A 26,219-nucleotide genomic window follows, 5' to 3' on the forward strand; every position below is an offset into this window, starting at 1 on the left:
GCAATTAACCAAACAAGCTATATACATTACATGAAGATTCATGATTTTAAATCTGTAATTAAAAACTATAAGGTGATTTTTTTTGATGCTTATGGTGTCTTGAAAAATTATAAAGGATTAATTCCAGGTGTAGAAAAGACTTTTGAATACCTGAAAGAAACCAATAAGGAATTCTATATTCTAACCAACGACGCCTCACGAAAACCGCAACAATTGGCAGATTCTTACCACCAGTTGGGCATTGAAGACATTGTCATTTCAAATATTATTTCGTCAGGTATGCTAGCGATGGATTACCTGAAACAAAAGGTAAAGAGTGGGAAAGTAGTATTTTTAGGCACAGAAGATTCTGCTTATTATATTGAGACTTTGGGTTTAGAAGCCGTTCCCATTAGCGAACTTGATATTGATGACCTGACAGGAATTCGGGCTTTAGCTTTTTTAGATGACGAGGGTTTTGACTGGAAAACTGATTTGAATAAAACAATTAATCTACTTCGCAGAAAGAATATTCCTGTCATTGTTGCCAACACTGATGCCACTTATCCGGTATCAAAAAAGGAAATAGCCATTGCCATGGGAGGTTTATCTGATATGATTGAGACGATTGTAGGCAAACAGTTTGTAGGCTTTGGCAAGCCAGACTCACAAATGTTCATTTTTGCTTATGAACACATCAAAAGTGCTGGTATTGAAAAAAAGGACATCTTGATGGTGGGTGATACACTGCATACTGACATTTTGGGTGGCAATAAATTCGGGCTGGACACAGTGCTGGTTTTAAGTGGCAATACCCAGGCAGAAGATGTAGAAGTAAAAATCCAGAGTTCGGGCATTATTCCTACTTATATTTGTGAATCTGCGATTGTTGAATAATAATAAACAAATGAATCGAAATATATTTAAAGCTTCGGCTAAAACGATTATCATTTTCTTAATTGGCTTTAAAGGCTTTTGCCAAAGTATTGCCGTGCAAAATATACCGGTAGAAACACTCACAAAGTTTAATATACTTGGCGTTGAAGTAATAAAAAAAGTTCAGTTTAAAGATAAAAATGGGCTAAATTATCTGATTGCTACCACAGAAGAAAACACAAAAGACGATTATACAACCAAAAAACTCTGGGTAGAACATTTCTTAGAAGATGGCTCAAAAACGCCTAAATTACTAAGAGAAATTACCGATTTTGAAAGAGATTGCCCGGTTGATAATCAACTGAGTCTTATCACAGATTCATTTACCATCGCTGATCTGGATAAAAATGGCTATGCTGAAATAATTTTTCTCTATAAAACAGGATGCAAAGGCGATGTGAGTCCGTCAGGATTAAAATTGATGATCTTAGAAAATGGCAATAAGGCTGCTATCAGGGGTAGTATGATTATCAAAGAGTTTAAGACACCCAGAGAAATGGCGCCAGACGCAGCTTTTAAAAAGTTGCCTAAGGTGATAAAGGATAAAGCCTACGCGCTTTGGAGCAAATTTGAAAACGAGTATTGATTATGGAAAAAGAGACTATCAGTTGGCAGGATTTTGAAAAAGTAGAATTAAGAGCCGGAACCATCATTCAGGTAGATGACTTTCCAAAGGCTCGCAAGCCTGCCTATAAATTATTGATTGATCTCGGACCAGAAATAGGCATCAAACGCTCATCGGCTCAGATTACATCTCTCTATACTAAAGAAGAATTATTGGGCAAGCAGGTAATTTGTGTAACCAACTTCTTACCACGGCAAATTGCTGATTTTGTGTCAGAGGTACTTACCACAGGTTTTATTTTAGATGGTGGTTCAGTAGTATTGGCAGAGTCTGAAAGAAAAGTACCTGACGGGAGCCGGCTGGCTTAAATATTGCAAGTTTATCTTGGAAGTCTCGTGGTCATTAATTACATTTGTATGTAATTCACTCATACAATAATGAAAAAAGCATTATTCAGATTGTTCAACATTATGATGGCAGTAGTTGTGTTGCTAAGTAGCACCGGCTTTGGCTTTGTTGAACATTCTTGTATTGTGAAAGGAAAAACCACTTCTCTTCACAAAAAAGGTGATTTATGTTGTGTAATAAAAGACGGAAAGCATTTCCCGCTCAATAACAAGAATGCCGTTATTAAAAAGACTTCTTGTTGTACTGAAGAAGAAAAATATGAAAATGTAGAGTACTCTTCTTCTGCCTCTCAATTGGTTGCCAAATTCACACAAAGTACATTAGATTGGTTTAAGGCTACCGTCCATGAAATGGTAAAGACAATTATTGAAACCATTTTCAAGAGTCAGAATTCTTCTTTAGCCACTACAACCTCCCCTCCTGACCTCAATGGCCGTGCCATCATCATTACCAAGCAATCATTCTTAATTTGATATTGTTAAATAATTGAGTTTCCGCAAATCAACATGATTTGTGGTTTTTGTGTTTATGTTGCCCTTCCTGCAACTAAATCCCTCATTATTTAACAGAATATTTATGCAATTATTAATCAAAAACATGGTATGCAACCGGTGTATACGTGTTGTGCGTGAAGAATTAGAAAAGATTGGCTTAAGCGTTTCAAAGGTAGAATTAGGTATTGCTACAATAAACCTCACTGGTGAAACATTGCAATATGACCTGATACAAAATATACTGCAAAAAGAAGGCTTTGAATTAATAGAAGACCATAAAGCTGCTATCATTGAGCGTATTAAGCACTTAATCATTAACGAAATACATCATCATAAAGACGAAAAGCCCACTTCACAAAACTTCTCTGATTTTCTGGTCAAGAAACTAGGCTATGAGTACTCTTACCTCAGCAATCTATTTTCATCAGTAGAAAAAACGACTATCGAAAAGTATATCATTGCGCAGAAAATTGAGCGAACAAAAGCACTATTACTCAACGGAGAAATAAGCCTATCAGAAATTGCCTGGCAAATGGATTATAGTAGTGTGGCCCATTTATCGAATCAATTTAAACAGGTAGAAGGAATTTCTCCAAGTGAATTCAAACGAAATAACCTGAATACGCGTCTTTCTATTGATTCAGTCAAAAATCATGTAAGTCTCGTATAAAATTCTGTAACGCATGGGTAGAGCATAGCCCCTACCTTTGTATCATTAACTAATCAGAACAATGACACATACATATGAAGTTACAGGCATGACCTGCGAGGCATGTGAATATAAAATTCAACACGTTTTAGGAAATGTTGAAGGAGTAAAATCAGTTACCCCTGATAAAGCCCATAATACAGCAACTGTCGAAATGGATAAGCATATTCCAGTTTCCAAATTTCAGGAAGCACTAAAGCCTTATCCAAAATATTCCATTACAGAAAAAGCTATTACACCTGTACACACCATGGTATTTGAAGAAGAACCACCAAAAAGTTGGTTCGCCACTTATAAGCCATTGTTATTGATTTTTGGATTTATTACCGGAGTGTCAGTGTTGACTTCGTTTCATGCCAATATTTTTGGAACTGAGCATTTTATGGGTATGCAATTCATGAATCATTTCATGGCAGGCTTCTTTCTGGTCTTTTCATTCTTTAAGTTTTTGAATTTAAAAGGCTTTGCTGAAAGTTATGGTATGTATGATTTATTGGCTATGAAAGTTCCGGTGTATGGCCTTATCTATCCTTTTATTGAGCTGGCTCTTGGAATTGCTTATCTGATAAATTTTGAGCCACAAGCAACTAATATTGCCACAATTGTCGTAATGGGTTTTAGTTCTATTGGAGTAATTCAAAGTGTGCTCGACAAGAAAAAAATACGTTGTGCGTGTTTAGGTGCAGTTTTTAACTTGCCTATGAGCACCGTAACCATTATAGAAGATTTATTAATGGTTGGCATGGCTGCCATAATGTTGTTCATTTATTAATATAAAACGCTAAAGAATCACAAATGCTTTCGAAAATTTGAAGCGAATGAAAAGTTTAAAAGAATATATAAAAATTATTATCTGTTTTATACTGGTTTTGCTTAATGCTACGAGTTTCGCTCAAAATGTAACCGGAACAGTACTCGACAATTCCAATAATAAAGAAGAGGCAATTGTAGGCGCCACGGTCTATTGGTTGGGCACCAAAGTAGCTACACAAACAGATACAGAGGGCAAGTTTTCAATACCCCGCACTAAATCCAATCAATTAATTATCAGTTTTGTAGGGTATCAATCAGACACTTTGCGCATTACGAGTGAAACCGATTTGAAAGTATATCTGAAATCGGAAAATCAGTTGCAGGAAGTGGTTGTGAGAAGTGGCTCTACTGCTATAGACAGAATGTCGCCGCATCAGACCGAGATTATTACTTCCAAAGCCTTAGCGAAAGCCGCTTGTTGTAATTTATCTGAAAGTTTTGAAACTAACGCCTCAGTATCAGTCAGTTATTCTGACGCCGTAACTGGAGCAAAACAGATTCAATTATTAGGTCTGGCAGGTACTTATGTACAGATGAATGTTGAAAATGTACCTTCTTTGAGAGGTCTGGCAACTACTTTTGGTTTGAATTACATCCCGGGCACGTGGGTGCAATCGATTGATGTAGGTAAAGGAGCCGGTTCTATTGTGAATGGCTACGAATCCATGACTGGGCAAATCAATGTAGAGTTACAAAAACCGGATATCTCTGAAAGAATATATCTGAATACCTATGTAAATAGTTTAGGGCGTGGTGAGGTAAACCTGAATCTGGCAAAGATTCTAAAATCGAAAAATGGTAAACCTAGATGGTCAGTTGGTTTATTGACTCATGGATCTACTTTGCAAAGTAGCATCGACAAAAATCATGATAATTTCTACGACCTGCCTAAATATACCCAAGCCAATTTTATCAATCGCTGGAAATATGAATCCGATAAAATGATGGCACAGTTTGGTGTGAAGTTTCTGCACGAAGACCGTTTAGGTGGACAGATTGTAAAAAATCCTTTATCGTTAGATGATATTATTTATCGCTTTACCAATAATACCAATCGTGTAGAACTATTTTCTAAGACTGCCAAATTGTATCCAAACAAACCTTACCGTGGTTTAGGCTTGATACTGAATGGCGTAATTCATGATTCAAAATCTCAGTTCGGATTCAGACCTTATGATGGCCGACAAAATACGGTTTATGGTAATCTGATTTATCAGGATATTATCGTCAATACGAATCATACTTATAAAACCGGGTTGAGTTTCATGTATGATGATTATCGTGAGCGATTTGCTGATACCCTCATGAAAAGAACAGAGATAGTTCCGGGTGCTTTTTTTGAATACACTTATAAATATCTTGATAAGATTACAGCAGTGGCCGGAGCCAGAACAGACTTCCATAATTTATATGGTACTATTTTCACTCCACGCTTACACGTTTTGTATAATATTAATACTGATAATGCCTTACGCATTTCGGCAGGAAAAGGCTTCAGAACCCCGAATCCATTTGCAGAATACTTTGGCAATCTGGTAAGCTCTAGAACTGTAAGATTCCTGGATAAAATCAGACCGGAAATCTCATGGAATTATGGCATTAGTTATACCAGACATTTTGGTAAATCAAGCCTGATTCTGGATGTATATCGTACTAATTTTGTCAATCAATTAATCGCTGATACTGAGCATCCGCAGTTTCTTTATTTCTATAATTCATCTGGTAGCTGGAATGCTAATCGAAACTACGCCAATTCGGCACAGATTGAGTTAAATTTAGTACCGATTAATCGACTGGAATTTAAAATTGCTTATCGCTATACCGATGTCTGGAATACTTTGGGTAAACCTTTCAATCAGGATATTACCATCAGAAAAATGTTTATTCCAAGAGACCGTGTCTTATTCAATGTAGGTTATGCCTTGCCTTATGATAAATGGAAGTGGGATTTTACCTTACAATATAATGGAACCCGCCGCGTACCCAATTTATCGCCAGCTTACCAACACGTAAGCTACGAGACTATGCCTATTCAATACGCTCCGGCATTTATCAATATCAATGCACAGGTTTCGCGTTCGTTCCGTCGGTGGGATTTGTATGTAGGCGGTGAAAACCTGAATAATTATACACAGAAAAATCCGATTGTGACACCTGACACCCCATTTGGAACAAGATTTGACGCAGGTAGTGCATGGGGGCCGATTGTAGGTAGAGTTATTTATTTTGGTACAAGATATAAATTAGGAGGGATAATTTAACGTTCGGCCAAATACCATACAAAAGGTTTTGAACGTTAAAAATGAAAAGGTAATATACTATATGATGAAGATTTATCAGGCATTTTGTTACTCACTAATCCTACTGCTTTTTTCTTGTAAACCCAAAGAAGAAATAAAAAAAGAAAATATTGATTTCCCAGCTGCTTATGTAGTAAATGGTGGCAGTAATACGGTTTCAATTATTGATTTGAATGAAAGAGTTGTTAAGAAAATCATCCAGTTAACGGATTTAGGTCGGTTTCCGCATCATATTCAGATGTCACCCGATAGAGCAAAATTATCGGTTGCCCTTCCAGAATTTGATTTTACACAAAGCCATGACTTATTGCATCAGGCAACAGACAAGAAAGGAGGTATAGCGGTAATAGATGCCTTAAATGGCAAAAGTCTATTGAAAATCCCCTTAGAAAAAGTTAATTTCAACGCGATTTTTTCACCTGATAATACTGAGATATGGACCGCCTCAGCCAACCACTCCGGAGAAATGTATGTATATGATGTCAATACAGGTGTTCTGAAAGCAACCATTCCGTTAGGAGCTGATCCATCGGAGGTTATTTTTACAAAAAATGGAGATTATGCTGTGGTAGCTTTAGGCGAAAGTAGTTTTATAGTAGCTGTCAATACTAAATTGAAGCAGGTCGAAAAATTTGTAAAAGTTGACCCCTTCCCTACTAATGTATGGGCTGTGAGCGATGGGAAAATTTACGTAGAAAACAAGAATCTGAAAACCGTAAATATAGTTGACCCTGAGACACTGAATGTCGATGAGTTTTTAGATTTAGACTTTAAGCCGGGGCAAATGGCTTATAACAAAACCTTGAATGAATTGTGGATTTGCCAGGCTGGAGATAATAAGGTGGCCTATTTTGAGCGTAAGACCGATAAATGGGTACTGAAATCAACTATCCTCACTGGTAATGATGCACATGCAATTGTTTTTTCTAAAGATCAAAAAATGGCCTATATAGCTAATCAGCAAGGGAGTTCGGTTTCTGTAATTAATACCGTCTCTCATGAAAAAGTAACTGATATTCCAGTGGGACTAAACCCCAACGGAATTGTTTTAAGAGAATAATCGTTATATTTAACTAAATAATACACAAAAATGAAAAACATCTTATTTATCCTGTTTTTTGCGACTATTTTCAGTGGTTTTACCAAAGAAGATCCACCTAAAACGGCAGAAGTAAAATTGAAAACTTCGGCTATCTGTGGTATGTGTAAAAAACGTATTGAGAGAGACTTAGGCGTAACCAAAGGCATTGTAGGTTCGAACCTTAATCTGGACGATAAAGTAGTAACAGTTACTTATAATCCTAAGAAAACGAATCCGGAGAAAATTAAAAATGCAATTTCAAAAATCGGATACGATGCAGATGAGGTAGTAGCCGATCAAAAAGCACATGACGCCTTACCAGGTTGCTGCCAGAAGACCGCAGCGGCGCATAAGGATTGATTTTATAATTGAGTGATTTAGTGATTGTGTGAATGAGTGATTATGGTCAACAATCGTTTAATCACTAAATCACTCATTCACTAAATCACTAAATAGTTAATATTACGCTTCTTTCAATACTTTCTCCACCAATTCAGCTGCTTCTTTCAGAAGGATAGCAGAGTATACTTTCAACCCTGAATCGTTGATGATTTTTGCACCTTCAGCAGCGTTAGTTCCTTGCAGACGAACGATGATAGGTACAGGAATTTCGCCGATAGCTTTGTAAGCTTCTACTACTCCATTTGCTACACGGTCGCAACGTACGATACCGCCAAAGATATTAATCAGAATTGCTTTTACATTCGGGTCTTTCAGAATAAGTCTGAAACCAGCTTCTACAGTTTTAGCATTTGCTCCACCACCTACATCAAGGAAGTTAGCAGGCTCCCCACCTGATAATTTGATGATATCCATAGTAGCCATCGCCAGACCAGCACCATTTACCATACAACCTACGTTTCCGTCAAGTTTTACATAGTTCAGGTCATTTTCTGATGCTTCTACTTCCAATGGATCTTCTTCTAATTTATCACGCATTGGAGATAAATCCGGGTGACGATACAATGCATTATCATCTAAATTAACCTTCGCATCAACTGCTAAGATTTTATTATCAGATGTTTTTAAAACAGGGTTGATTTCAAACATTGATGAATCAGACTCTACATAAGCTTTATATAATGAGCCTACAAATTTCACCATTTCTTTGTTTGCCTCACCTGTTAAACCTAGTTTATCAGCGATTTTACGTGCTTGAAATGCTTGTAAACCCACGCGAGGGTCAATCCATTCTTTAATGATTTTCTCCGGATGATGCTCAGCCACTTCTTCAATGTCCATACCGCCTTCAGTAGAGGCCATAATTACATTGCAAGCTTTTGCACGATCTAATAAAATACCCATATAATATTCCTTAGGTTCGCTGTCGCCCGGATAATAAGCATCTTCTGCCACAAGCACTTTATTAACAGTTTTGCCTGCTTCGCCTGTTTGAAGCGTAACCAAAACATTTCCTAGTAGGTTAGAAGAAATACGCTCTACATCTTCCGCAGATTTAGCCAATTGTACACCACGTTGTTCGGTACCTACAATCTTACCTTTTCCACGTCCACCTGCATGTATTTGTGATTTAACTACGGCAAACTTAGAATTAGTCATTTCGGCGATTTGCTTATAAGCAGCTACTGCCTGCTCTGGCGTTTCGGCAACTATCCCACGTTGGATTCGTACACCATAACGGCTTAGTATTTCTTTACCTTGATACTCGTGAACGTTCATGTAAAGTGATTTTAGAGGTTATAAAATTTGCGCTAATTTAGTGAACAATTATTAATTATCAATTAAATATCATTTACTTTGCTTATCGATGAACAACGATTTTCCAAATCGTTCCTAGAATATTGAAATTCATAGAAAAGGTTATAAGATTCTAAGGAATCATGCCATAAAACGATATGCTACAAGCAAAAAACATACAAAAAAGCTACGGAAATCTGCAGGTATTAAGGGGAATTAACCTCACAATCAATCAGGGAGAAATTGTTTCTATCGTTGGCGCATCAGGTGCAGGTAAAACTACACTCTTACATATATTAGGAACACTTGACAAAGCCGATTCGGGCGAGGTATTGCTTGATGGGGTTAATTATAGTTCGCTTAAAGATAAAGAATTAGCTCGTTTCCGTAACGAAAAAATCAGTTTTATCTTTCAATTCCATAACCTGATGCCAGAGTTTACAGCTTTAGAAAATGTGTGCATTCCGGCATGGATTCAGCAGAGTAGAACAAATGGAAAAGATAAAGAAAAAATCGAAAAAAGAGCCACCGAATTGTTAACCTTGCTTGGATTAGGACAAAGAGTAAACCATTTTCCATCAGAATTATCAGGAGGAGAACAACAACGTGTAGCTGTAGCAAGAGCGCTGATTAATTCGCCATCAGTCGTTTTTGCGGATGAACCTAGTGGTAATCTTGACTCAAAAAATGCAGAAGAACTGCATCATTTATTCTTTGAATTAAGAAAACAATTCAACCAGACTTTTGTGATTATCACCCATAATGAACATCTGGCCGATATGTCAGACAGAAAACTGATAATGCAGGACGGGCAGATATTGTAGTTTATGGAGTAAATAGGGAATTGGTCTTGAACTTTGATTTACCTGATTAAATGATTTCAATGATTGACTAACCATTGAGATATAAATCCAAAATTCATGCAATCATTTTCTACTTAAGATCGCTTCATTAACAATTAAAGACAATAATTTTTCACTAAAATCATTTAATCAGGTAAATCATAGTTCAAAGACAGTTTAAAGACTGGTAATTCTTTTATGAAAAAACTCCTTTTAATTACTCTCCTTTTCCCTATACAATGGCTAACAGCCCAGACAAAGCAACTTCGTTTTGAAGACACAACTTATGAGCCCAATATCAGGTCGGTACAATTATATCCCCTAGTAGGCACTGCCACTGACCCGGCTAGAAGTTTGAACCCTCCGGTTGTGCAATTGAATGATAACAATAGTCTCTGGTTAGAATTTGATGATTTAAACACTGGTTATCAGCAATATCACGTGCGGATACTGCATTGCGGCATGGACTGGAAGCAATCAGTTTTATCTGAACTGGAATTTATGCCTGAATACAACGATTTGATTATTAATGATTATCAGGTTTCTCAAAATACCAAAGTGCCATTCTACCACTATAAAATCGAACTACCAAAAATGTTGATTTCGGGTAATTATCTGGTAGTAGTATGGAAAGACCGTCGTCGGGATGATATTATGCTATCGCGTAGGTTTATGGTTTATGAAAATGGTGTCAGTTCGATGGCTACGGTGCGGCAGGCACAAAATCCGGCAAAATATAAAACCCACCAACAGATTGACTTGCAGGTCAATTATGGGGCTTATAATGTCATGTCTCCCAGGGATGAGTTCAAAATTATCATCCGCCAGAATTATAGATGGGATAAAATCGTAAAAAACTTAAAACCTTTTAGTGTTAATAACTCTACCAATCAGCTCGATTTTCGTTTCTTTGATGATGAAAATGTTTTTCCCGGGACCAATGAATATCGTTTTTTTGATTCCAGAAGTACCTATAACCGAGGACTGTTTATTGATAGAATTCAAAGGGGAAAGGAAGATGATATGTGGGTTTCTCCACAAAGAGATAGAAGCGAAACAGCTTATATAGAATCCAATGATTTTGATGGAATGTATGTCATTGATAACCGTGAAGGCACTAAAGGCGAAACTGAGGCCGATTATATTTTTATGACCTTTGGTCTGAAAAGTGAGGAATTGAGTGCCAATGAAAAGGTTTATGTAAACGGTAGTTTTAACAATTGGCGCTTAGATAAAGTCAACGAAATGGCGTATGACAATAATTTTGGAGGATATACAGCAACTATACAATTGAAACAAGGCGTTTACAATTATGATTTTGTAGTGATGAAGGATGGTAAACCAGACGAGGTGGCCTTTGAAGGGAATTTTTCAGATACCGAAAATACGTATGAAATTTTTATCTATCATAAACCAGTTGCCGCTCGATCTGAGAAATTGATAAGTTATAGAATAGTTGATTTTAATAAGAGAAGATAGTAGCTTTATTCTAAATCTCAATACTATGAAAACAGCTTTAATTGTTGGCGCTACCGGGTTAATTGGCGGACATCTGACTCAAAAAATATTGAATCATCCATCTTATTCAAAGGTAAAAGTCCTGGTTCGCAAGCCTCTAAATCTTCAACACCCAAGGCTAGAACAGATTATTATCAATTTTGATGATTTTGATAAGTTTCTGGTTACGGCCGATGATGTATTTTGTTGCCTGGGCACCACTATGAAACAAGCTGGTTCAAAAGAAGCCTTTTATAAAGTTGATTTTATCTATCCCATTGAAATAGCTAAAGCAGCTCTTGAAAACGGAGCCAAGCAATATATGATTGTGACCGCTATGGGTGCTGATGCCAAATCTTTATTCTACTATAATCGGGTTAAAGGAGATATTGAAAAAGCATTAAGCGATTTACACTATTCTACTTTATTGATTTTCCGCCCTTCGCTTTTATTAGGCGAACGCAACGATTCTCGTGCTGGAGAAGGCTTTGCGACCATAATTATGAATACATTCAGCTTCCTTATCCCTAAAAGATATAAAGCCATTAAAGGTGAAACAGTTGCGAATGCAATGCTTGATGCCGCACAGAAAGGAATTAAAGGAAGGGAAATTTTTGAATCTGCAGATATGCAAAAATATACTTCATAAAATATAATTAAGTTCCCTTCTCACTTCTACTATTTCGAAGAACCTGAGGTTTTACGCTACAAAGAAATAATTTTTCAGAATTTATTTGCAAGTCGAAATTTTATTTAGATATTTAGACATATTTCTAAATATTAGATTTCGTTCAAATAAACTCTTACAAAAATGGGTAAAATTTATCCTAATAATAATACGCCTCGTATAGATATGACACCTATGGTTGATCTTGAATTTCTGCTTATCATTTCATTTATGATTAGTAGTTACCTTGCTAAACCAAATATGATGAAACTGAATATGCCTTCGAACAGGTTTTCAGATGACGAGGTTATTGGTTGTTTCCTCCATAATCCTTTTTTGCATCTGGTTCTTGGAAAAGACAATAGAATTTTCTGGTATGATAATGAGGCAGAATTAAACTCTGGCAGGTTTAAAGAAATAAGCTATGGTTTGGCATTGAGGAAATTAATTCTTCAACGCAGAAAGGAAGCACCAGATGAATATGGATTTAAAGTTATTGTTTACGCTACTGATGCGGCAAATTACAAGAATGTAGTGGATGCATTAGATGAAATGACAATCACAAAACAAGATAGATATGTATTAGCTGATATTCCAGCTAATGTACGGCAAGTATATGAGGACAAGCTAAAGTTTTGATTATTAGTCTTAAAAGTAAAAATCTATTCAAGCAATTAATATATTATTTAGACATACTTCTAAATAATAGAATTTCGTTCAACTTAAACTCTTACAAAAATGGCAGAAATTACTACAAACTCCCGTGTAGCACGGGTAGACATGACCCCTATGGTCGATTTGGGCTTCTTGTTGATTACTTTCTTTATGATTACGACCGTCTTTAGTAAACCATTTATCATGAAGCTAAATATGCCAGATAAAAATGGTAAGCCACCCATCATGAAAGAAAGTAATACGCTAACGCTTATTCTCGGAAAGGATGATAAAATTTTCTGGCATCAGAAAAACGCTGATGCACTTAATACAAGTCTACTTAATGAAGTCAATTACGGTCTGGAACTACGGAAACTGATATTCCAAAAAAGAAAAGAAGCAAAAACAATCGAAAACTTTACGGTTATCATCAAGCCTGCAGATGACTCAAATTATAAAAATATGGTAGATGCACTTGATGAAATGGGAATAACGAATCAGAATATATACATGCTGGCCGATATTACACCAAAGGAAAAACAGGTGTATGAAGCCAAGATAAAACCTTAAATATGTTTGTGGCTGAAAAAATGTTTATCCACACAACTATATAATCAAAGCCACGAAAATTTTACTATATTCGTGGCTTTACTAAACTATATGAAACAAAAATTTTACTTCATCCTGTTATTATTTACCCTATCTAATCCTTTTCTTACTTTTTCGCAGGTATTAAAAGAAGATTTGAAACTTAAAACCAAACTACAAGAGGCTATTAAGGGTTTTAATGGTGATGTGGGAATTTACGTGCATAACCTTAAAACTAATAAATTTGTAGCCATCAATGCTGATACTATTTTTCCGACGGCCAGTATGATTAAAATACCAATCATGATTGGCACGTTTGATAAAATCAGGCAAGGGGCATTAAAGTATGAACAGGAATTGGTATACAGAGATTCTTTACATTATGACAACGGCATTGTTGGATCATTGAAAGACAGCACAAAAATACCTTTGAGCTATGTAATGATGCTAATGTGTACCATAAGCGATAATACTGGTAGTTTGTGGCTGCAAGCTTTGTCAGGTGGTGGAGTAAGAATAAACGCGATTCTGGACTCACTGGGATTTCAGGCAACAAGGATGAACTCAAGAACACCGGGAAGAGAAGCCAACCGCAGCAAATACGGTTGGGGACAAACCTCACCTAAAGAAATGGCGAATCTGTTGACCATGATCAGACAAGGTAAAATCATCTCCACTGCTTATTCTGATAGAATGTATCGGAATCTTGGTCGCCAGTTCTGGGATAAAGAAGGATTATCTCAATTACCTGAAACAGTTAAAGTAGCCACCAAAAATGGTGCTGTCAATCGTTCTCGCTCAGAAACGGCACTTGTTCATGCACCGCACGGTGAATATGTATATAGTATCATCACAAAAAACCAGAAAGATGAATCCTGGATACGAGAAAATGAAGGATATGAATTATTGCGAAAAGTAGGCGCTTTGCTTTGGCATTATTATGAACCAAAATCTGGCTGGAAACCAGTTGAGGGGTACGAAAAATTCTAGCTAAATATGATGATTCAAGCATTTCAGAAAGACCAGCAGCTGTTACAAGACATTCAGCAATCTATTCACCAAACAGAGGGTTTCAGGGTTTGGTGGCTTGGGCAAAGTGGATTCCTGATTCAATATTTAGGCAAGCATTTGCTTTTTGACCCATATTTATCAGATTCACTGACCAAAAAATATGCTGATACAGACAAACCACATACCCGCATAAGTGAGGTAGTTATTGACCCCACTGATTTGGATATGATTGACGTGGTAACCTCTTCACACAACCACACTGACCATTTAGATGCAGAAACCTTGCTCCCGATTTTTGTTAAAAATCCTGCTATTACCATGGTAATACCGGAGGCTAATCGAAAATTTGTAGCAGACCGTTTAAAATGTAAGGAGGATTTTCCGGTAGGGCTAAATGATAATGAGCAGGTAGAAATTTATCCTTTTAAATTATACGGAGTTCCTGCTGCGCATAATTCAATCGAAAGAGATGAAGCCGGAAAGCTGAAATATATGGGTTTTATAGCTGAGTTCGGCCCCTACAAAGTATATCATTCAGGTGATACACTTTGGTATGAAGGAATGGTTGATATTTTAAAGCCATTCGAAGTAGACATTGCCTTTCTCCCTATTAATGGAAACAAGCCGGAAAGAAGAGTAGCCGGTAATCTGAGTTTTGAGGAAGCAGCCAGATTGGGTAAGGAAATTGAAGCAAAACTGGTTATCCCTCATCATTATCATTTATTCGAATTCAATACGGAAGACCCTGAAAATTTTATAGCCAAAGCAGATGAATATGGCACACCTTATAGAGTTTTGAGACTGGGGGAAAGAATAGAAATTCTAAAATGATTCACCAAATCACTAAAACAATGAAAAAACTGATTATCCTTGCAACGGTATGTATTGCTCTTTTCTCTTGCAACAAACAAACTGCTCAATCAGAAACCAGCACGCCAGATAGTACAAGTACTGTATCTACTATCACAACTACACCTAAATCAGGTTTAGGTAATAGTATTTGGGTAAACGCAAAATATCTTGAAACCCTCGAAAAGACAAAATCACCATTAAAAGCTAAAATATACGCTGATACAGTTATGGTTTCGTTCAACCTAGCTGCAGATACAGCCAATCTGGTTTGGAATTTTCACGAGGGTTCTGCTTATAAAGTAAAAAATGGCGCTCAACTTGAATTATTTAATGTCTATGAACCTAAACCAACACCAGAATATTCCGGGAGTGTTGATGCGGCAACTTTAAAACTAGGAAATACTACTTTTACCAGAGTTGATACGATTGGATTCGTAGAGAAGAAATTCTGGGTTGGCAAATTTGACAATAAAGGTAAAACCGTAGAAGTAAGAGCCGACAACCAGCTATTAGGCTTTGATGGTTATGATACTTATCGCGTATGGGTTGATTATGTAACTACTCAAACCAATATTGATTTGATAGATTTCGGCAAAAAAGACAGCGATAACACCAAAACTTATGGATATAAGTTTGAAGGCAATGATATTGTATTGTATGATTTTATCTGGAAAGAAGATGGTGTGATAGGGAAAGCAGGCAAAGAAGTTTTCAGATGGAAACGGTTATAAATTTAAAATCCCCATTTCTCAAGGAAGAAATGGGGATTTTCTTTATTAGGCAATCTCCATCATTTTTGTTTCCCAAACCTCATTCAGTTTTATTAATTCTGCTTTGATTTGCTCGTAATCGCTGGTTGTTTTTTGCAAAGTATTTTTATCATTAAAAATCTTCGGGTCTGCTAGTTTTTCCTCCAGAAGTGTTTTCTTTTTCTCCGAATCAGTAATTTTCGCTTCTATTTCGCCAATTTCACGTTCTAATCTTTTAATCTCGTTCTGATTCTTCGTATTAGTCGCAACCACCGGAGCCGGTTTTTCTTCTTTTTTAACTGGTGCAGGTGGTGGCGTAGGTGCTGCCTGTTTATTATTCTTATTTTCTTCTACCCAAGTTTCATACTCATCATAAGTACCCGGATATTCTTTAATCTGGTAATCTTCAATATACCAGATTTTATTAGCTACCTGGCTCACAAAGTGACGGTCGTGGGATACTACCACATAAGTACCTTCATATTGATCTAAAGCCTGAATCAGAATATTAACCGACTGCATATCCAAGTGGTTGGTAGGCTCATCCAGTAGCAGGAAGTTTGCTTCTGAAATCAATACTTTTGCCAAAGCCACACGAGATTTCTCACCTCCTGAAAGAACCTTAATTTTCTTGAAAACATCTTCACCCTGGAAAAGGAAACAGCCAAGAACCAATCGTAATTCCTGTTCAGTCTTAGCCGAATCCGCATATTTCAACTCTTCCAGAAGAGTCTCATCCATATGTAAAGATTCTAATTGGTGCTGCGCAAAGAATGAGAAATTAACATTATGTCCCAACTTCCGTTCACCATTGATTTGCTCCGTTCCGGCAATGATTCTTAATAAGGTCGATTTCCCTTTACCATTCGCACCAATCAAGGCAATTTTATCTCCTCTTTCAATATTGATTGTCGAATCTTTCAGAATCACCTTCTCGCCATAGGCTTTGTTTATATGCTCCAGTGCCATTACATTACGTCCCGGATTCACACTAAACTTAAACTTGAAGTGTACACGTGCGTTGGCATCAATTACATCATCAATCAATTCCAGTTTGTTTAATGCTTTCACGCGTGATTGCACCTGACGAGACTTAGAAGCCTTTGCTTTAAAACGCTCAATGAAACGCTCTGTCTGACGAATCTGCGCCTGCTGGTTTTCAAAAGCACTCTTCTGAATCTCACTTCTAAGCGCTTTCTCTTCTACAAAGAAAGAGTAATTGCCCGGATACGACCACAATTTGTTCTGTGTTACCTCAACAGTTGTATTACAAACATTGTCTAGGAACTCACGGTCGTGGGATACTACCACCACCGCATTTTCGTAGTTTACAATATATTTTTCAACCCACTGGATTGACGGTAAGTCCAAGTGGTTGGTAGGCTCATCGAGTAAGAGTAGTGATGGTTTCTGCAAAAGCAATTTGGCCAGCATTACACGCATACGCCAACCTCCTGAAAACTCTTTCAAAGGTTTATGTAATTCCTCTGTTCTGAACCCTAACCCTTCTAATATTTCCTCAGCTTTCGACTGAATGGTATATCCACCTAAATGGTCAAATTCTTCTTGCAGATGACCCAGCTTATCTACCAGTTCATCGCGATAGTTGACTTCCATTTCATGAAGTACCTTATCGATTTCGATTTGCAGGTAATTTTCACGCTCAAAAGCCTGCATGGCTACTGCCAGAATTGAATCCTGAGTCTGGTATGATAATAAGTCCTGATTCAGGAAGCCGATAGTGGTATCGCCCGATTTTGAGATACTTCCAGCATCTGGCTGATATTCTCCGACAATCAATCTCAACAAGGTTGATTTACCCATCCCGTTCAGACCAATCAGTCCAACTCTATCTTTAGGCTTAATTTGTAAACTTGCGCCATCAAAGATGGCCCTTCCACCAAAATAAAACGATAAATTATTAATTGTAAGCATCTAAAACTTTATTAAATCATCGGAGTTCCGATGTAATTTTCTTTGGATATGTTTGGTTATTCGTCAATATATCTTTTCAGAATCGGGCCATAGCTATCGATTCTTCTGTCTCTTAAATATGGCCAGGTAGTACGGTATTTATCTGTTAAAGCTAAATCTATTTCCTGTACATGCACCTCTTCTTTATCATGTGATGCCAGATACAATAGACTGCCAAAAGGATTGGCCACAAAACTACCACCCCAGAATTGTTGGTCAGCCTCACGCCCTACCCTATTAACCGATACGACGTGTAGGCCATTAGCTACCGCATGGCTACGCTGAATGGTTTGCCAGGCATTGTATTGCTCAATATTAGCTTCGTTTTCCGTTTCATTGGTATCCCAACCGATAGCGGTAGGATAAAACAGTATTTCAGCGCCCATTAGAGATGTAATACGGGAAGCTTCAGGATACCACTGATCCCAACAGATAAGGACCCCAATTTTGGCGAATTTTGTATCAAATACCTTATAGCCTAAATCTCCCGGTGTGAAGTAAAACTTCTCATAATAACCCGGATCATCAGGAATATGCATTTTACGATACTTACCTAAGTAAGTACCATCAGCATCTATTACGGCTGTGGTATTATGATATAATCCGGCGGCACGTTTTTCAAACAATGAGGCGATAATGACTACATTATTTTCTTTGGCTACTTCTGCCAAAGTCGTAGTAGTAGGCCCCGGAATCGATTCAGCTAATTTAAAATTGTCGTGGTCTTCTACATCACAAAAGTAGAGAGAAGTGAATAGTTCTTGCAGACAAACAATGTTTGCTCCATTTTCAGCTGCTTTCTTTATTCCTGCAATGGCTTTGTTTGTATTTTCGGTCACATCGGCCGAACAAGACATCTGTACTAAGCCAACCTTAACTTTCTTCATGCATTATGAGTTCTGTGAACTGCAAAATTACGAAAAAAATATCAGATTATTTCAGTTCATCTAATGGTTAAGCAATCTTCTGAAAACAATTATTCGTTGTTAAAATCGCACATTCTTTAATTATAATCAATTCTATGGATTGTAGCTTAAGAATTGAATTTAATCCGTTCAATGTTTTTACATTATAAGAAATTATTATTTTTACAAAAAACAATTGAGAGCCAACGTATTACACACATTATTCGTCTATAACAATACCAACCCTTATACTAAAACACTCCTTTAATTTTTAAGAATAAAAACACTGTATGAATTAAGAATTTTAGTCTAACAGATACCCTGCCATGAGAAGAATATTACCCTTATTATTCTTTATTCTGTTTATTAATCCGCTAAGCAATGCTCAAATGATCGATTGCTCGAATATTGGTTTTGAATTAGGTAATACAAATGGTTGGGTTATGTCTTATGGGAGTGTTTATGATTTTAACGAGAAATTCTTTTACGGCGTTGATAACCCAGGCACAAGAGGGAAAGAACATTATATTACCAGTGCAAGTGATGGGAATGACCCCAAAATAACTTCTTTTCCTATACCGATGGTTGCTCCGGGCAGTACTCACTCAATCAGAATCGGAAATACAGAAACCGGCAATACTTTTTCAAGAATCAGCACTTCATTTCGGGTTACCGCAGATAATACCCTATTTCAATATAAATTTGCTGTTGTTCTTGAAAATGACCAATCTGGTCATACCGCTTACCAAAAGCCAGGCTTTACCATAATTATCCGCAACCAAAGTGGTCAGGAATTAGTCTGCAATTCTTTTGATGTACAATTATTATCTAATGGCACAGCCGACGGGTTTAATTCGCAGGGTTTTTATCAATTCAAAAACTGGACAACCGGAGCAGTGGATTTACGGAATTATCTCGGTCAGATTATTTCAGTGGAAGTAACCTCTCATGGATGCACTAAACGCTCTCATGAAGGTTATGCCTATTTTGATGCCGAGTGCTTAAAATCTGAAGTTAAAGCTACCTCCATCTGTCCTGACCCGGATGGGAATCTGATTCTAAAGGCACCTGACGGATTCAAAAAATATACATGGAATACAGGCGAGACCACGCCAACTATTAAAGTAAAAGCCAAATTAGGTGACCAATATCATGTAAAAGTGGTGCCTTTGGGTAGTATTAGTGATGATTGTGAGCTACAATTGGATTATACAATAAAATATCAGGATGGTAAGAGCGAATTACATATTTCTATTTGTGATGGTCAGAAATTTACCGTTGAAGATCAGGATTATACAACACAAGGACAGTTTATTAAGAATATTAATCGCTTTGGTATTTGCGATAGTACAGTTACGCTTAATCTGACGGTCAACCCCTTGACTTTATATACCCAGAATAAAATCATCTGTCAGGGAGAGGTACTGAAAGTAGGTACTATGAACTATTCCACAGCAGGGACTTATGTCACGAGAGTTTCTAATCCCTCAGTTTGTGATAGTATCATCACTACTCACCTCATAATCAGGGATTTTAATTTACCAGTTCAATCGCACGACCTCAGTATGATGTTAGGAGATAGTGTTGAATTACACGCCTTAGCCAGCCCGGCAGGGAACTATATCTATGAATGGTCGCCGGATGACAATACCGTAATTTGTACAAATTGCGCAGAAACATGGGTAAAACCTACAGACAATACAACTTATAAGGTAACTGTGAATGATGATTTATGTAAGAAAGAAGACTCTTTTAATGTAAAAGTGAACACTTGTAGCACAGTTTACGCCCCACAGGCTTTTTCACCCAATGGCGATAGTGTTAATGATATTTTTTTTATTTATGGAGCAAAATGTGTCAGACAGATCAAAGAATTAAGCATTTATGACCGTTGGGGAGATGCCATTTTTATCAAAGAGAACATTCCACCATCGAATGCAGAACATGGGTGGAATGGGACGTATCATGGGCAAAATGCTCCGTCGGGGCTCTATACTTATAAGGTTTTGATAGAGCTAAGCGACGGAACATTTGTGAAGAATCTGGGTTCGGTTACACTATTAAGGTAATTCTTTAAAATTTCACCTGAAATCTATCTCCCAATCCTTTTAAATCTTCAATTACTTTTTCATTTAATGGGATTCCATCAGCTCTTCTGATTTTTTCCAATTCTCTTTCTGGGTCGCCCGGAATCAACACAGGATTTCCGCTGATATGTTTAGCCTCTCTGAAACGCTTAATCCATGTATCCATGCTCTCCTTAAATTCTTCCTTCGGACGGAAACCATCAATACGCATAGCGCCTAAAAAATGGCCTGTACCATTACCCACTTGCTCAGCCGCAACTCCATGAAAACCTGCCGTAGCAAATGGAGGCACCCAAGGCCCGAAATTAGCCCCAGACAAAACACCTGAAAAAATATCAACGATAGCCCCCAAACCATAACCTTTGTGGCTGCCATGCTCACGGTCTCCGCCTAAAGGTAAAAGTCCTCCCCCATTTTTGATTGCGTTCGAATCATCAGTTGCACCACCATTAGCATCCTGTACCCAGCCGATTGGTGCAGGTAGCCCTTTGCGCTGTAGAATTTCCAGTTTACCATAAGCAACAGCTGTAGTGGCAAAATCTGCCACAAATGGTGGTTGTTTTCCGGCTGGAACTGATACGGCTATTGGGTTTGTTCCTAGCATTTTTTCAGTAGCAAAGGTTGGAACTACTAATGGAGCAGCATTGGTCATTGCCCAGCCAATCATATCATTTTGCAAAGCAAGCATCGAATGATAACCTGCAATACCGAAATGATTGGAGTTTTGTACCGAAATCCAGCCTGAACCATATCTTTTAGCCTTTTTCATCGCTACTTTCATGGCAAAGGGTGCTACGACTAACCCTAATCCTTTATCTCCATCAATAACAGCCGTTGAGGGTGTTTCGTGTATGATTCTAATTTGAGGTGTTGGATTTAAGCGACCATGGTCGTATAATCTCACATACCCTGCCAAACGAGCCGTTCCGTGCGAATCTACGCCTCTTAAATCGGCTGATACCAATACATCAGCAGCAAGTCTGGCATCTTTCGATGAACAGCCAATGGCGGTGAATATTTTTTCTGTAAAACTTCTTAATTTTTTCTCTTTAATCATCTTACCAATCAGTAAATTCAGGCAATCTCTATCAAATTGCTTTTAAAGAGCGATTCTGTATATAGATTACCCATTTATTATTTTTCAGCAAAGGAAAATAAAAAACGGCAAAGCGAATATTTTTTCTTAAAATTGTCTTCAAAATTGATTAAATTTTTAGTCTGTAAAATCGTTAATGGAATAATTAAATATACCATTCAACCACCTTTGTTTCTAAACCTATTTATTATGAAAAAATCTTTTTTCAGAGGTTCTCCTTTTTTCATCGTTTTTTTGCTTGGCATGCGAATCTTTGTTTTCTCTCAGAATCAGGTTCGCGTAGAGGCTGAAAACCAACACATTACAGTATTCCTGAATCGGGCTCAGATTGATGCAAAAGTAAAAGCAACAGTTCAGGCAGGCACTACTAAGTTGATTATCAGCAACGTAGCTTCCACAATCGACCCAAGTAGTGTTCAGGTAGGTGGTAAAGGTGATGTGGTAATCATGGGTGTAAAATTCAAACATAATTATCTGGGCAACAAAAAACGAAATGTACTGGAAGATTCCATCAGAATTATCACTACGGAGGTTCAAACTATTGATATGCTGATAAAAGTAGCAGATAATGAGCGGAATATGCTGATGGCGAACGCTAATATCAAAAACGAAAAAGATGGCGTAACACCAGAAGATTTGAAAGAAATGCTTGATTTTTTCCGTACGAAACTGACTGAAATAGGTACCCGTCAGATGCAGTTGGCTCGCCAGGCAAAAGAAGCAAACGACAAATTGACGCGCCTGCAAAATCAGTTAAACTCACAAGGAGGTAATTTGAATCAGCCTGCCGGAGAAATAGAGTTAACAGTATCTTCAAAAGCCAATGCCACTTTAGAAATCAATTTAAGTTATGTAGCAAATGCAGCAGGATGGTCACCAATTTACGATATAAGAGCAAAGGATACGCGTAGTGATATTGCATTAGCTTACCGAGCTAATGTATTTCAGAATACTGGTATTGATTGGAAGAATGTAAAGCTGACGCTTTCGACCTCTAATCCATCAGAGGGCGGTACAAAACCGGAATTAAGTGCACAGTACGTCAGTGTTTATGAGCCAATGCCCGTACGAATCAGAGGTGCATCTAGTCAATTCAATAAGATAAATACGGAGTCTGCATTAGCTGCTCCTGCTCCAATTGACCAGGACAAATTGGCTACGACGGCTGATTTCGTAAGTACAGTCCAAACTACTTTATCAGTCAACTTCGACATTTCAATGCCTTACTCAATTATTTCAGGCGGAAACCCTGAAATGGTTGATATTCAGAATTTTAATTTACCTGCTACTTATAAATATTATGCTGTTCCAAAATATGACAGAGATGCCTTCCTGACAGCTATTATTACTAATTGGGAAAAATATAATTTGCTTCCGGGGAGTGCAAATATTTACTTTGAAGGCACATTTGTAGGTACTTCAGATATTGCTAATAGTGATACTAAAGACTCTTTATTGATTTCATTGGGTCGTGATAAGAAAATCATTACTAAACGAGAGACTGTTGAAGCCTTTAAGTCGAGAAGAAATATTGGTTCAAATGTAAAAGAGTCTTTTGGTTATAAAATTACATTAAGAAATACCAAGAGTGAGCCTATTGATATTGTGATTGAAGACCAGGTTCCTATCTCACAAGATAGCAGAATTGAAGTGGAAACCGAAGAGTTGCAAGGAGCTGATTATAATAAAGAAACCGGTAAACTTATCTGGCGTTTAACGCTTCAACCATTAGATAATAAGGAGATTCTTTTAAAGTATAACGTAAAATATCCGAAAGGGAAGAATATACAAGGTTTGTAAATATTATGCGAGCAGGAAGCTCGCGCCAAAGAAAATATGAATTTAGAAAAAATCTGTCAGGAGGTAATTCTTGTAGCACAAGAGGCAGGGCAGTTTATCGCCACTGAAGCAAAGAAATTCAGCACAACCTCTGTTGAATACAAAGCAGTAAACAATGTAGTATCATACGTTGATAAGGAAACTGAAAAACTAATCGTCAGCAAATTAGCAGAGATTCTGCCGGAAGCTGGGTTTATTACCGAAGAAGGCACTGCTGAAACCAATGATATAGCCGGGCTTAACTGGATTATTGATCCATTGGATGGTACTGCCAACTTTATTCATAGTTTGCCCAATTATTCAGTAAGCCTAGCCTTGGCAAAAGGAAAAGATGTATTGGTAGGTGTAGTTTATAATGTCTGCACGCAAGAAACCTTCTCCGCTATTAAAGATGCTGGTGCTTTTAGAAATGGTGAGAAAATCAGTGTCTCCCCTAACAAGCACTTAGGAGAAAGTCTGCTGGCTACCGGGTTCCCCTATTATAAATTTGAGAATCAGGATAAATATCTTAAAATTCTGGAATCGCTGATGCAGAAAACGCATGGTTTACGCCGTATGGGTTCTGCAGCTATTGATTTAGCTTATGTAGCTTGTGGCTACTTTGATGGATTCTATGAATATAATCTGAACTCATGGGATATGGCAGCAGGTATTTTATTGATTACCGAAGCAGGTGGAGTAGTTACCGATTTTTCAGGAACTGACGAACATCTTTTCAGAGGTGATGTAGTAGCAGGTTCAGCTGTTCATGCAGAACTTTTGACCGAAATACAACAATACTGGAATTGATAGATATTAATCGAATTCATGGCATAAATTATCACAAGTATTTACGCCGATTACAATTAACACTCACTATATAATCTAAACCTGACTCATGACTCTTGAACAATTGAAATATCCGATTGGTGACTTTGTATATGGCAATAAATATACTCTGCGTGATACCAAGGCACATATCAAAGTTTTAGAAAAACTCCCGCAACGCTTAAAAGTATTGACTGCCCAACTGAGTGATGCAGAATTAGATACTCCTTATCGCCCTGAGGGTTGGACAGTCCGTCAGGTAGTACATCATATCGCAGATAGTCATATAAATATGTTCACGCGAATTCGTTTTGCTTTAACTGAACAAAATCCGCCAATAAAAGGTTATGATGAAGCAGCATGGGCACAATTGCCCGACCATCAACTGCCTATCAAACCTTCTTTACAAATTATAGAGGGTGTGCATAAGCGGATGGTGTTTTTGTTCAGGAGTTTGGATAAACAAGCTTTAAAAAAGACTTATTACCACGGAGGTTATCAGAAGTCTTTTGAGATTCAGGAGGTTATTGCTTTGTATGCCTGGCATTCAGAGCATCATTATCAACACATTTTACAAGCCTTAGGAAGAAGATGATAGAGAATATTGTAATCGGTGTCGTATTTTTAGGAGCTTTAGCTTATCTCGGAAATACCGTAAGAAAACAGTTCGCGGTCAAAAATAATGCAGGATGCGCAAAAGGCTGTGGTACTTGTCAGGTCGATATGTCGAAATTTCCAACAATAAAAGAGCAGTAGTAAACTGCTCTTTTATTGTTTTAGAATTGTTCTTCCACCTCTAGCTTACATGGGCGTAAATGTAGCTTCATCAATAATTTTATGCGCATGCTCTTTGCCTAAATATCTGTCAATCAGATTATGTGCCAGATATATAACCGGCGTCAATAACACCGCTACTGCAAATTTATAGATATAGTTATTCGTACCTGTGGTAAATACCTCTGTCAACGTCCAGTTATTGAATACATAAAAAGCAATAAATACTACTACATAACTATCAATTAACTGTGACACAATCGTTGAGCCAGTTGCCCTTAGCCAAATCATTTTATTGTTTGTATATTTTCTTAGCCAGTGAAATACTGTGGCATCTAAAATTTGCCCTACCAGAAAGGCAGTAATCGAGCCCAAAATAATTCCCAAGCCTTGTCGGAATATAATTTTATAAGCATCATTGATATTCAATGGATTACCTGATAAATCTTTATTATTATGGTTAACCCAGAATTCGGCAGGCATAACAATCGTTGAAAGATAGATGATAATAAAGGCATATGCTATCAGAATGGCCGTCAGATAGGAGATTTTCCTAACCCCGCTTTTACCAAAATATTCATTGATAATATCAGAAGTAATAAATACAAATGGCCAGTTGAGTACCCCAGCCGACATATTAAAATCAAATCTCTGACCAAATAGGGGTAATTGCATGGGAGAAATTCCTAATGTTTGTTCAACTGAGAATATTTTTGAGCCGATAATTTCTGCCACAATCGCATTCGTCAGGAAAATGCCGCACAGGATTATATAAAGCGTTTGTTTTTTAGAATTAATAGAGTCTGTTGACATGGCTAGTATTTAGTGATTGAGTAATTGTTAAAATTAATTGTAAATCTCTTTTTCTCAAATAATCTCGTAATTTTTATTGGC

General features: G+C 37.2%; 26 protein-coding genes. 21 read left to right on the forward strand and 5 right to left on the reverse strand.

Translation table 11 applies throughout. From position 1 onward, the window contains the following. The first annotated feature begins 30 nt into the window (after positions 1-30). The 9 genes from ACYVFA_RS07195 (at position 31) to ACYVFA_RS07235 (ending at position 7,645) form a co-directional block, all read left to right on the forward strand. Entirely contained in the window at positions 31-876 is an 846-nt protein-coding gene (locus tag ACYVFA_RS07195; protein WP_460471136.1) for an HAD family hydrolase, read from the forward strand. A gap of 10 nt (positions 877-886) precedes the next feature. Continuing rightward, a complete protein-coding gene (locus ACYVFA_RS07200) occupies positions 887-1,501 on the forward strand; it encodes a M949_RS01915 family surface polysaccharide biosynthesis protein (protein WP_460471137.1) in 615 nt (204 codons plus the stop codon). 2 nt (positions 1,502-1,503) lie between these two features. Further along, the gene (locus ACYVFA_RS07205) at positions 1,504-1,848 is read left to right on the forward strand and encodes a tRNA-binding protein (RefSeq protein ID WP_460471138.1); all 345 of its coding nucleotides are present in this window, start codon (positions 1,504-1,506) and stop codon (positions 1,846-1,848) included. A 69-nt stretch (positions 1,849-1,917) separates the two neighbouring features. Further along, positions 1,918-2,361 (forward strand): HYC_CC_PP family protein, encoded by a 444-nt coding sequence (locus ACYVFA_RS07210; RefSeq protein ID WP_460471139.1) that lies wholly within the window; start codon positions 1,918-1,920, stop codon positions 2,359-2,361. Between the two features lie 103 nt (positions 2,362-2,464). Further along, the gene (locus ACYVFA_RS07215; RefSeq protein ID WP_460471140.1) at positions 2,465-3,052 is read left to right on the forward strand and encodes an AraC family transcriptional regulator; all 588 of its coding nucleotides are present in this window, start codon (positions 2,465-2,467) and stop codon (positions 3,050-3,052) included. Between the two features lie 61 nt (positions 3,053-3,113). Then, on the forward strand, positions 3,114-3,863 hold the full coding sequence (locus ACYVFA_RS07220; RefSeq protein WP_460471141.1) for a heavy-metal-associated domain-containing protein: 750 nt from the start codon (positions 3,114-3,116) through the stop codon (positions 3,861-3,863). A 46-nt stretch (positions 3,864-3,909) separates the two neighbouring features. After that, a complete protein-coding gene (locus tag ACYVFA_RS07225) occupies positions 3,910-6,165 on the forward strand; it encodes a TonB-dependent receptor (protein ID WP_460471142.1) in 2,256 nt (751 codons plus the stop codon). Positions 6,166-6,226: 61 nt separating this feature from the next. After that, positions 6,227-7,264, forward strand: a complete 1,038-nt coding sequence (locus ACYVFA_RS07230; protein WP_460471143.1) for a YncE family protein — start codon at positions 6,227-6,229, stop codon at positions 7,262-7,264. Positions 7,265-7,294: 30 nt separating this feature from the next. After that, complete coding sequence (locus ACYVFA_RS07235; protein ID WP_460471144.1) at positions 7,295-7,645, forward strand: heavy-metal-associated domain-containing protein; 351 nt, start codon at positions 7,295-7,297, stop codon at positions 7,643-7,645. A 102-nt stretch (positions 7,646-7,747) separates the two neighbouring features. On the opposite strand, the gene sucC is transcribed toward ACYVFA_RS07235, so the two are convergent. Continuing rightward, positions 7,748-8,965: a succinate--CoA ligase subunit beta gene (gene sucC / locus ACYVFA_RS07240; protein WP_460471145.1), complete on the reverse strand. Its 1,218-nt coding sequence runs from the start codon at positions 8,963-8,965 to the stop codon at positions 7,748-7,750. A gap of 176 nt (positions 8,966-9,141) precedes the next feature. Between sucC and ACYVFA_RS07245 the strand changes: the two genes are divergently transcribed. The 8 genes from ACYVFA_RS07245 (at position 9,142) to ACYVFA_RS07280 (ending at position 15,825) form a co-directional block, all read left to right on the forward strand. Beyond that, positions 9,142-9,807 carry an ABC transporter ATP-binding protein gene (locus ACYVFA_RS07245; RefSeq protein ID WP_460471146.1) on the forward strand — a complete coding sequence of 222 codons (666 nt, stop codon included), beginning with the start codon at positions 9,142-9,144 and terminating at the stop codon, positions 9,805-9,807. Positions 9,808-10,023: 216 nt separating this feature from the next. Next, positions 10,024-11,304 carry a type IX secretion system plug protein gene (locus ACYVFA_RS07250; protein WP_460471147.1) on the forward strand — a complete coding sequence of 427 codons (1,281 nt, stop codon included), beginning with the start codon at positions 10,024-10,026 and terminating at the stop codon, positions 11,302-11,304. A gap of 25 nt (positions 11,305-11,329) precedes the next feature. Continuing rightward, on the forward strand, positions 11,330-11,971 hold the full coding sequence (locus ACYVFA_RS07255; protein WP_460471148.1) for an oxidoreductase: 642 nt from the start codon (positions 11,330-11,332) through the stop codon (positions 11,969-11,971). 162 nt (positions 11,972-12,133) lie between these two features. Continuing rightward, positions 12,134-12,628: an ExbD/TolR family protein gene (locus ACYVFA_RS07260; protein WP_460471149.1), complete on the forward strand. Its 495-nt coding sequence runs from the start codon at positions 12,134-12,136 to the stop codon at positions 12,626-12,628. Positions 12,629-12,727: 99 nt separating this feature from the next. Then, positions 12,728-13,213: an ExbD/TolR family protein gene (locus ACYVFA_RS07265; protein WP_460471150.1), complete on the forward strand. Its 486-nt coding sequence runs from the start codon at positions 12,728-12,730 to the stop codon at positions 13,211-13,213. 90 nt (positions 13,214-13,303) lie between these two features. Continuing rightward, complete coding sequence (locus tag ACYVFA_RS07270; protein ID WP_460471151.1) at positions 13,304-14,221, forward strand: serine hydrolase; 918 nt, start codon at positions 13,304-13,306, stop codon at positions 14,219-14,221. A gap of 6 nt (positions 14,222-14,227) precedes the next feature. Then, complete coding sequence (locus ACYVFA_RS07275) at positions 14,228-15,073, forward strand: MBL fold metallo-hydrolase (RefSeq protein WP_460471152.1); 846 nt, start codon at positions 14,228-14,230, stop codon at positions 15,071-15,073. A gap of 20 nt (positions 15,074-15,093) precedes the next feature. Beyond that, positions 15,094-15,825: a hypothetical protein gene (locus ACYVFA_RS07280; RefSeq protein WP_460471153.1), complete on the forward strand. Its 732-nt coding sequence runs from the start codon at positions 15,094-15,096 to the stop codon at positions 15,823-15,825. Positions 15,826-15,870: 45 nt separating this feature from the next. Here ACYVFA_RS07280 and ACYVFA_RS07285 read toward each other — a convergent pair whose 3' ends face one another. Further along, on the reverse strand, positions 15,871-17,778 hold the full coding sequence (locus ACYVFA_RS07285) for an ABC-F family ATP-binding cassette domain-containing protein (protein WP_460471154.1): 1,908 nt from the start codon (positions 17,776-17,778) through the stop codon (positions 15,871-15,873). 56 nt (positions 17,779-17,834) lie between these two features. Further along, a complete protein-coding gene (locus tag ACYVFA_RS07290) occupies positions 17,835-18,704 on the reverse strand; it encodes a carbon-nitrogen hydrolase (protein ID WP_460471155.1) in 870 nt (289 codons plus the stop codon). 344 nt (positions 18,705-19,048) lie between these two features. Between ACYVFA_RS07290 and ACYVFA_RS07295 the strand changes: the two genes are divergently transcribed. After that, complete coding sequence (locus ACYVFA_RS07295; protein WP_460471156.1) at positions 19,049-20,791, forward strand: T9SS type B sorting domain-containing protein; 1,743 nt, start codon at positions 19,049-19,051, stop codon at positions 20,789-20,791. Positions 20,792-20,795: 4 nt separating this feature from the next. On the opposite strand, the gene ACYVFA_RS07300 is transcribed toward ACYVFA_RS07295, so the two are convergent. Continuing rightward, on the reverse strand, positions 20,796-21,866 hold the full coding sequence (locus ACYVFA_RS07300) for an Ldh family oxidoreductase (RefSeq protein WP_460471157.1): 1,071 nt from the start codon (positions 21,864-21,866) through the stop codon (positions 20,796-20,798). A gap of 228 nt (positions 21,867-22,094) precedes the next feature. Here ACYVFA_RS07300 and ACYVFA_RS07305 point away from each other — a divergent pair, with 228 nt between their 5' ends. The 3 genes from ACYVFA_RS07305 to ACYVFA_RS07315 all read left to right on the forward strand — a co-directional run bounded on the left by ACYVFA_RS07305 (position 22,095) and on the right by ACYVFA_RS07315 (position 25,146). Further along, positions 22,095-23,705 (forward strand): DUF4139 domain-containing protein, encoded by a 1,611-nt coding sequence (locus tag ACYVFA_RS07305; protein WP_460471158.1) that lies wholly within the window; start codon positions 22,095-22,097, stop codon positions 23,703-23,705. A gap of 36 nt (positions 23,706-23,741) precedes the next feature. After that, positions 23,742-24,533: an inositol monophosphatase family protein gene (locus ACYVFA_RS07310; RefSeq protein WP_460471159.1), complete on the forward strand. Its 792-nt coding sequence runs from the start codon at positions 23,742-23,744 to the stop codon at positions 24,531-24,533. A gap of 88 nt (positions 24,534-24,621) precedes the next feature. Then, entirely contained in the window at positions 24,622-25,146 is a 525-nt protein-coding gene (locus ACYVFA_RS07315) for a metal-dependent hydrolase (protein ID WP_460471160.1), read from the forward strand. 206 nt (positions 25,147-25,352) lie between these two features. On the opposite strand, the gene ACYVFA_RS07320 is transcribed toward ACYVFA_RS07315, so the two are convergent. Next, entirely contained in the window at positions 25,353-26,138 is a 786-nt protein-coding gene (locus tag ACYVFA_RS07320; RefSeq protein ID WP_460471161.1) for a VUT family protein, read from the reverse strand. Between the last annotated feature and the right edge of the window lie 81 nt (positions 26,139-26,219).

This window comes from Emticicia fontis, from assembly GCF_054779675.1.

Coding starts and splice junctions, on each gene's coding strand:
- ACYVFA_RS07195 (WP_460471136.1), top strand. CDS start 31: ATGAAGATTCATGATTTTAAATCTGTAATTAAAAACTATAAGGTGATT.
- ACYVFA_RS07200 (WP_460471137.1), top strand. CDS start 887: ATGAATCGAAATATATTTAAAGCTTCGGCTAAAACGATTATCATTTTC.
- ACYVFA_RS07205 (WP_460471138.1), top strand. CDS start 1,504: ATGGAAAAAGAGACTATCAGTTGGCAGGATTTTGAAAAAGTAGAATTA.
- ACYVFA_RS07210 (WP_460471139.1), top strand. CDS start 1,918: ATGAAAAAAGCATTATTCAGATTGTTCAACATTATGATGGCAGTAGTT.
- ACYVFA_RS07215 (WP_460471140.1), top strand. CDS start 2,465: ATGCAATTATTAATCAAAAACATGGTATGCAACCGGTGTATACGTGTT.
- ACYVFA_RS07220 (WP_460471141.1), top strand. CDS start 3,114: ATGACACATACATATGAAGTTACAGGCATGACCTGCGAGGCATGTGAA.
- ACYVFA_RS07225 (WP_460471142.1), top strand. CDS start 3,910: ATGAAAAGTTTAAAAGAATATATAAAAATTATTATCTGTTTTATACTG.
- ACYVFA_RS07230 (WP_460471143.1), top strand. CDS start 6,227: ATGATGAAGATTTATCAGGCATTTTGTTACTCACTAATCCTACTGCTT.
- ACYVFA_RS07235 (WP_460471144.1), top strand. CDS start 7,295: ATGAAAAACATCTTATTTATCCTGTTTTTTGCGACTATTTTCAGTGGT.
- sucC (WP_460471145.1), bottom strand. CDS start 8,965: ATGAACGTTCACGAGTATCAAGGTAAAGAAATACTAAGCCGTTATGGT.
- ACYVFA_RS07245 (WP_460471146.1), top strand. CDS start 9,142: ATGCTACAAGCAAAAAACATACAAAAAAGCTACGGAAATCTGCAGGTA.
- ACYVFA_RS07250 (WP_460471147.1), top strand. CDS start 10,024: ATGAAAAAACTCCTTTTAATTACTCTCCTTTTCCCTATACAATGGCTA.
- ACYVFA_RS07255 (WP_460471148.1), top strand. CDS start 11,330: ATGAAAACAGCTTTAATTGTTGGCGCTACCGGGTTAATTGGCGGACAT.
- ACYVFA_RS07260 (WP_460471149.1), top strand. CDS start 12,134: ATGGGTAAAATTTATCCTAATAATAATACGCCTCGTATAGATATGACA.
- ACYVFA_RS07265 (WP_460471150.1), top strand. CDS start 12,728: ATGGCAGAAATTACTACAAACTCCCGTGTAGCACGGGTAGACATGACC.
- ACYVFA_RS07270 (WP_460471151.1), top strand. CDS start 13,304: ATGAAACAAAAATTTTACTTCATCCTGTTATTATTTACCCTATCTAAT.
- ACYVFA_RS07275 (WP_460471152.1), top strand. CDS start 14,228: ATGATGATTCAAGCATTTCAGAAAGACCAGCAGCTGTTACAAGACATT.
- ACYVFA_RS07280 (WP_460471153.1), top strand. CDS start 15,094: ATGAAAAAACTGATTATCCTTGCAACGGTATGTATTGCTCTTTTCTCT.
- ACYVFA_RS07285 (WP_460471154.1), bottom strand. CDS start 17,778: ATGCTTACAATTAATAATTTATCGTTTTATTTTGGTGGAAGGGCCATC.
- ACYVFA_RS07290 (WP_460471155.1), bottom strand. CDS start 18,704: ATGAAGAAAGTTAAGGTTGGCTTAGTACAGATGTCTTGTTCGGCCGAT.
- ACYVFA_RS07295 (WP_460471156.1), top strand. CDS start 19,049: ATGAGAAGAATATTACCCTTATTATTCTTTATTCTGTTTATTAATCCG.
- ACYVFA_RS07300 (WP_460471157.1), bottom strand. CDS start 21,866: ATGATTAAAGAGAAAAAATTAAGAAGTTTTACAGAAAAAATATTCACC.
- ACYVFA_RS07305 (WP_460471158.1), top strand. CDS start 22,095: ATGAAAAAATCTTTTTTCAGAGGTTCTCCTTTTTTCATCGTTTTTTTG.
- ACYVFA_RS07310 (WP_460471159.1), top strand. CDS start 23,742: ATGAATTTAGAAAAAATCTGTCAGGAGGTAATTCTTGTAGCACAAGAG.
- ACYVFA_RS07315 (WP_460471160.1), top strand. CDS start 24,622: ATGACTCTTGAACAATTGAAATATCCGATTGGTGACTTTGTATATGGC.
- ACYVFA_RS07320 (WP_460471161.1), bottom strand. CDS start 26,138: ATGTCAACAGACTCTATTAATTCTAAAAAACAAACGCTTTATATAATC.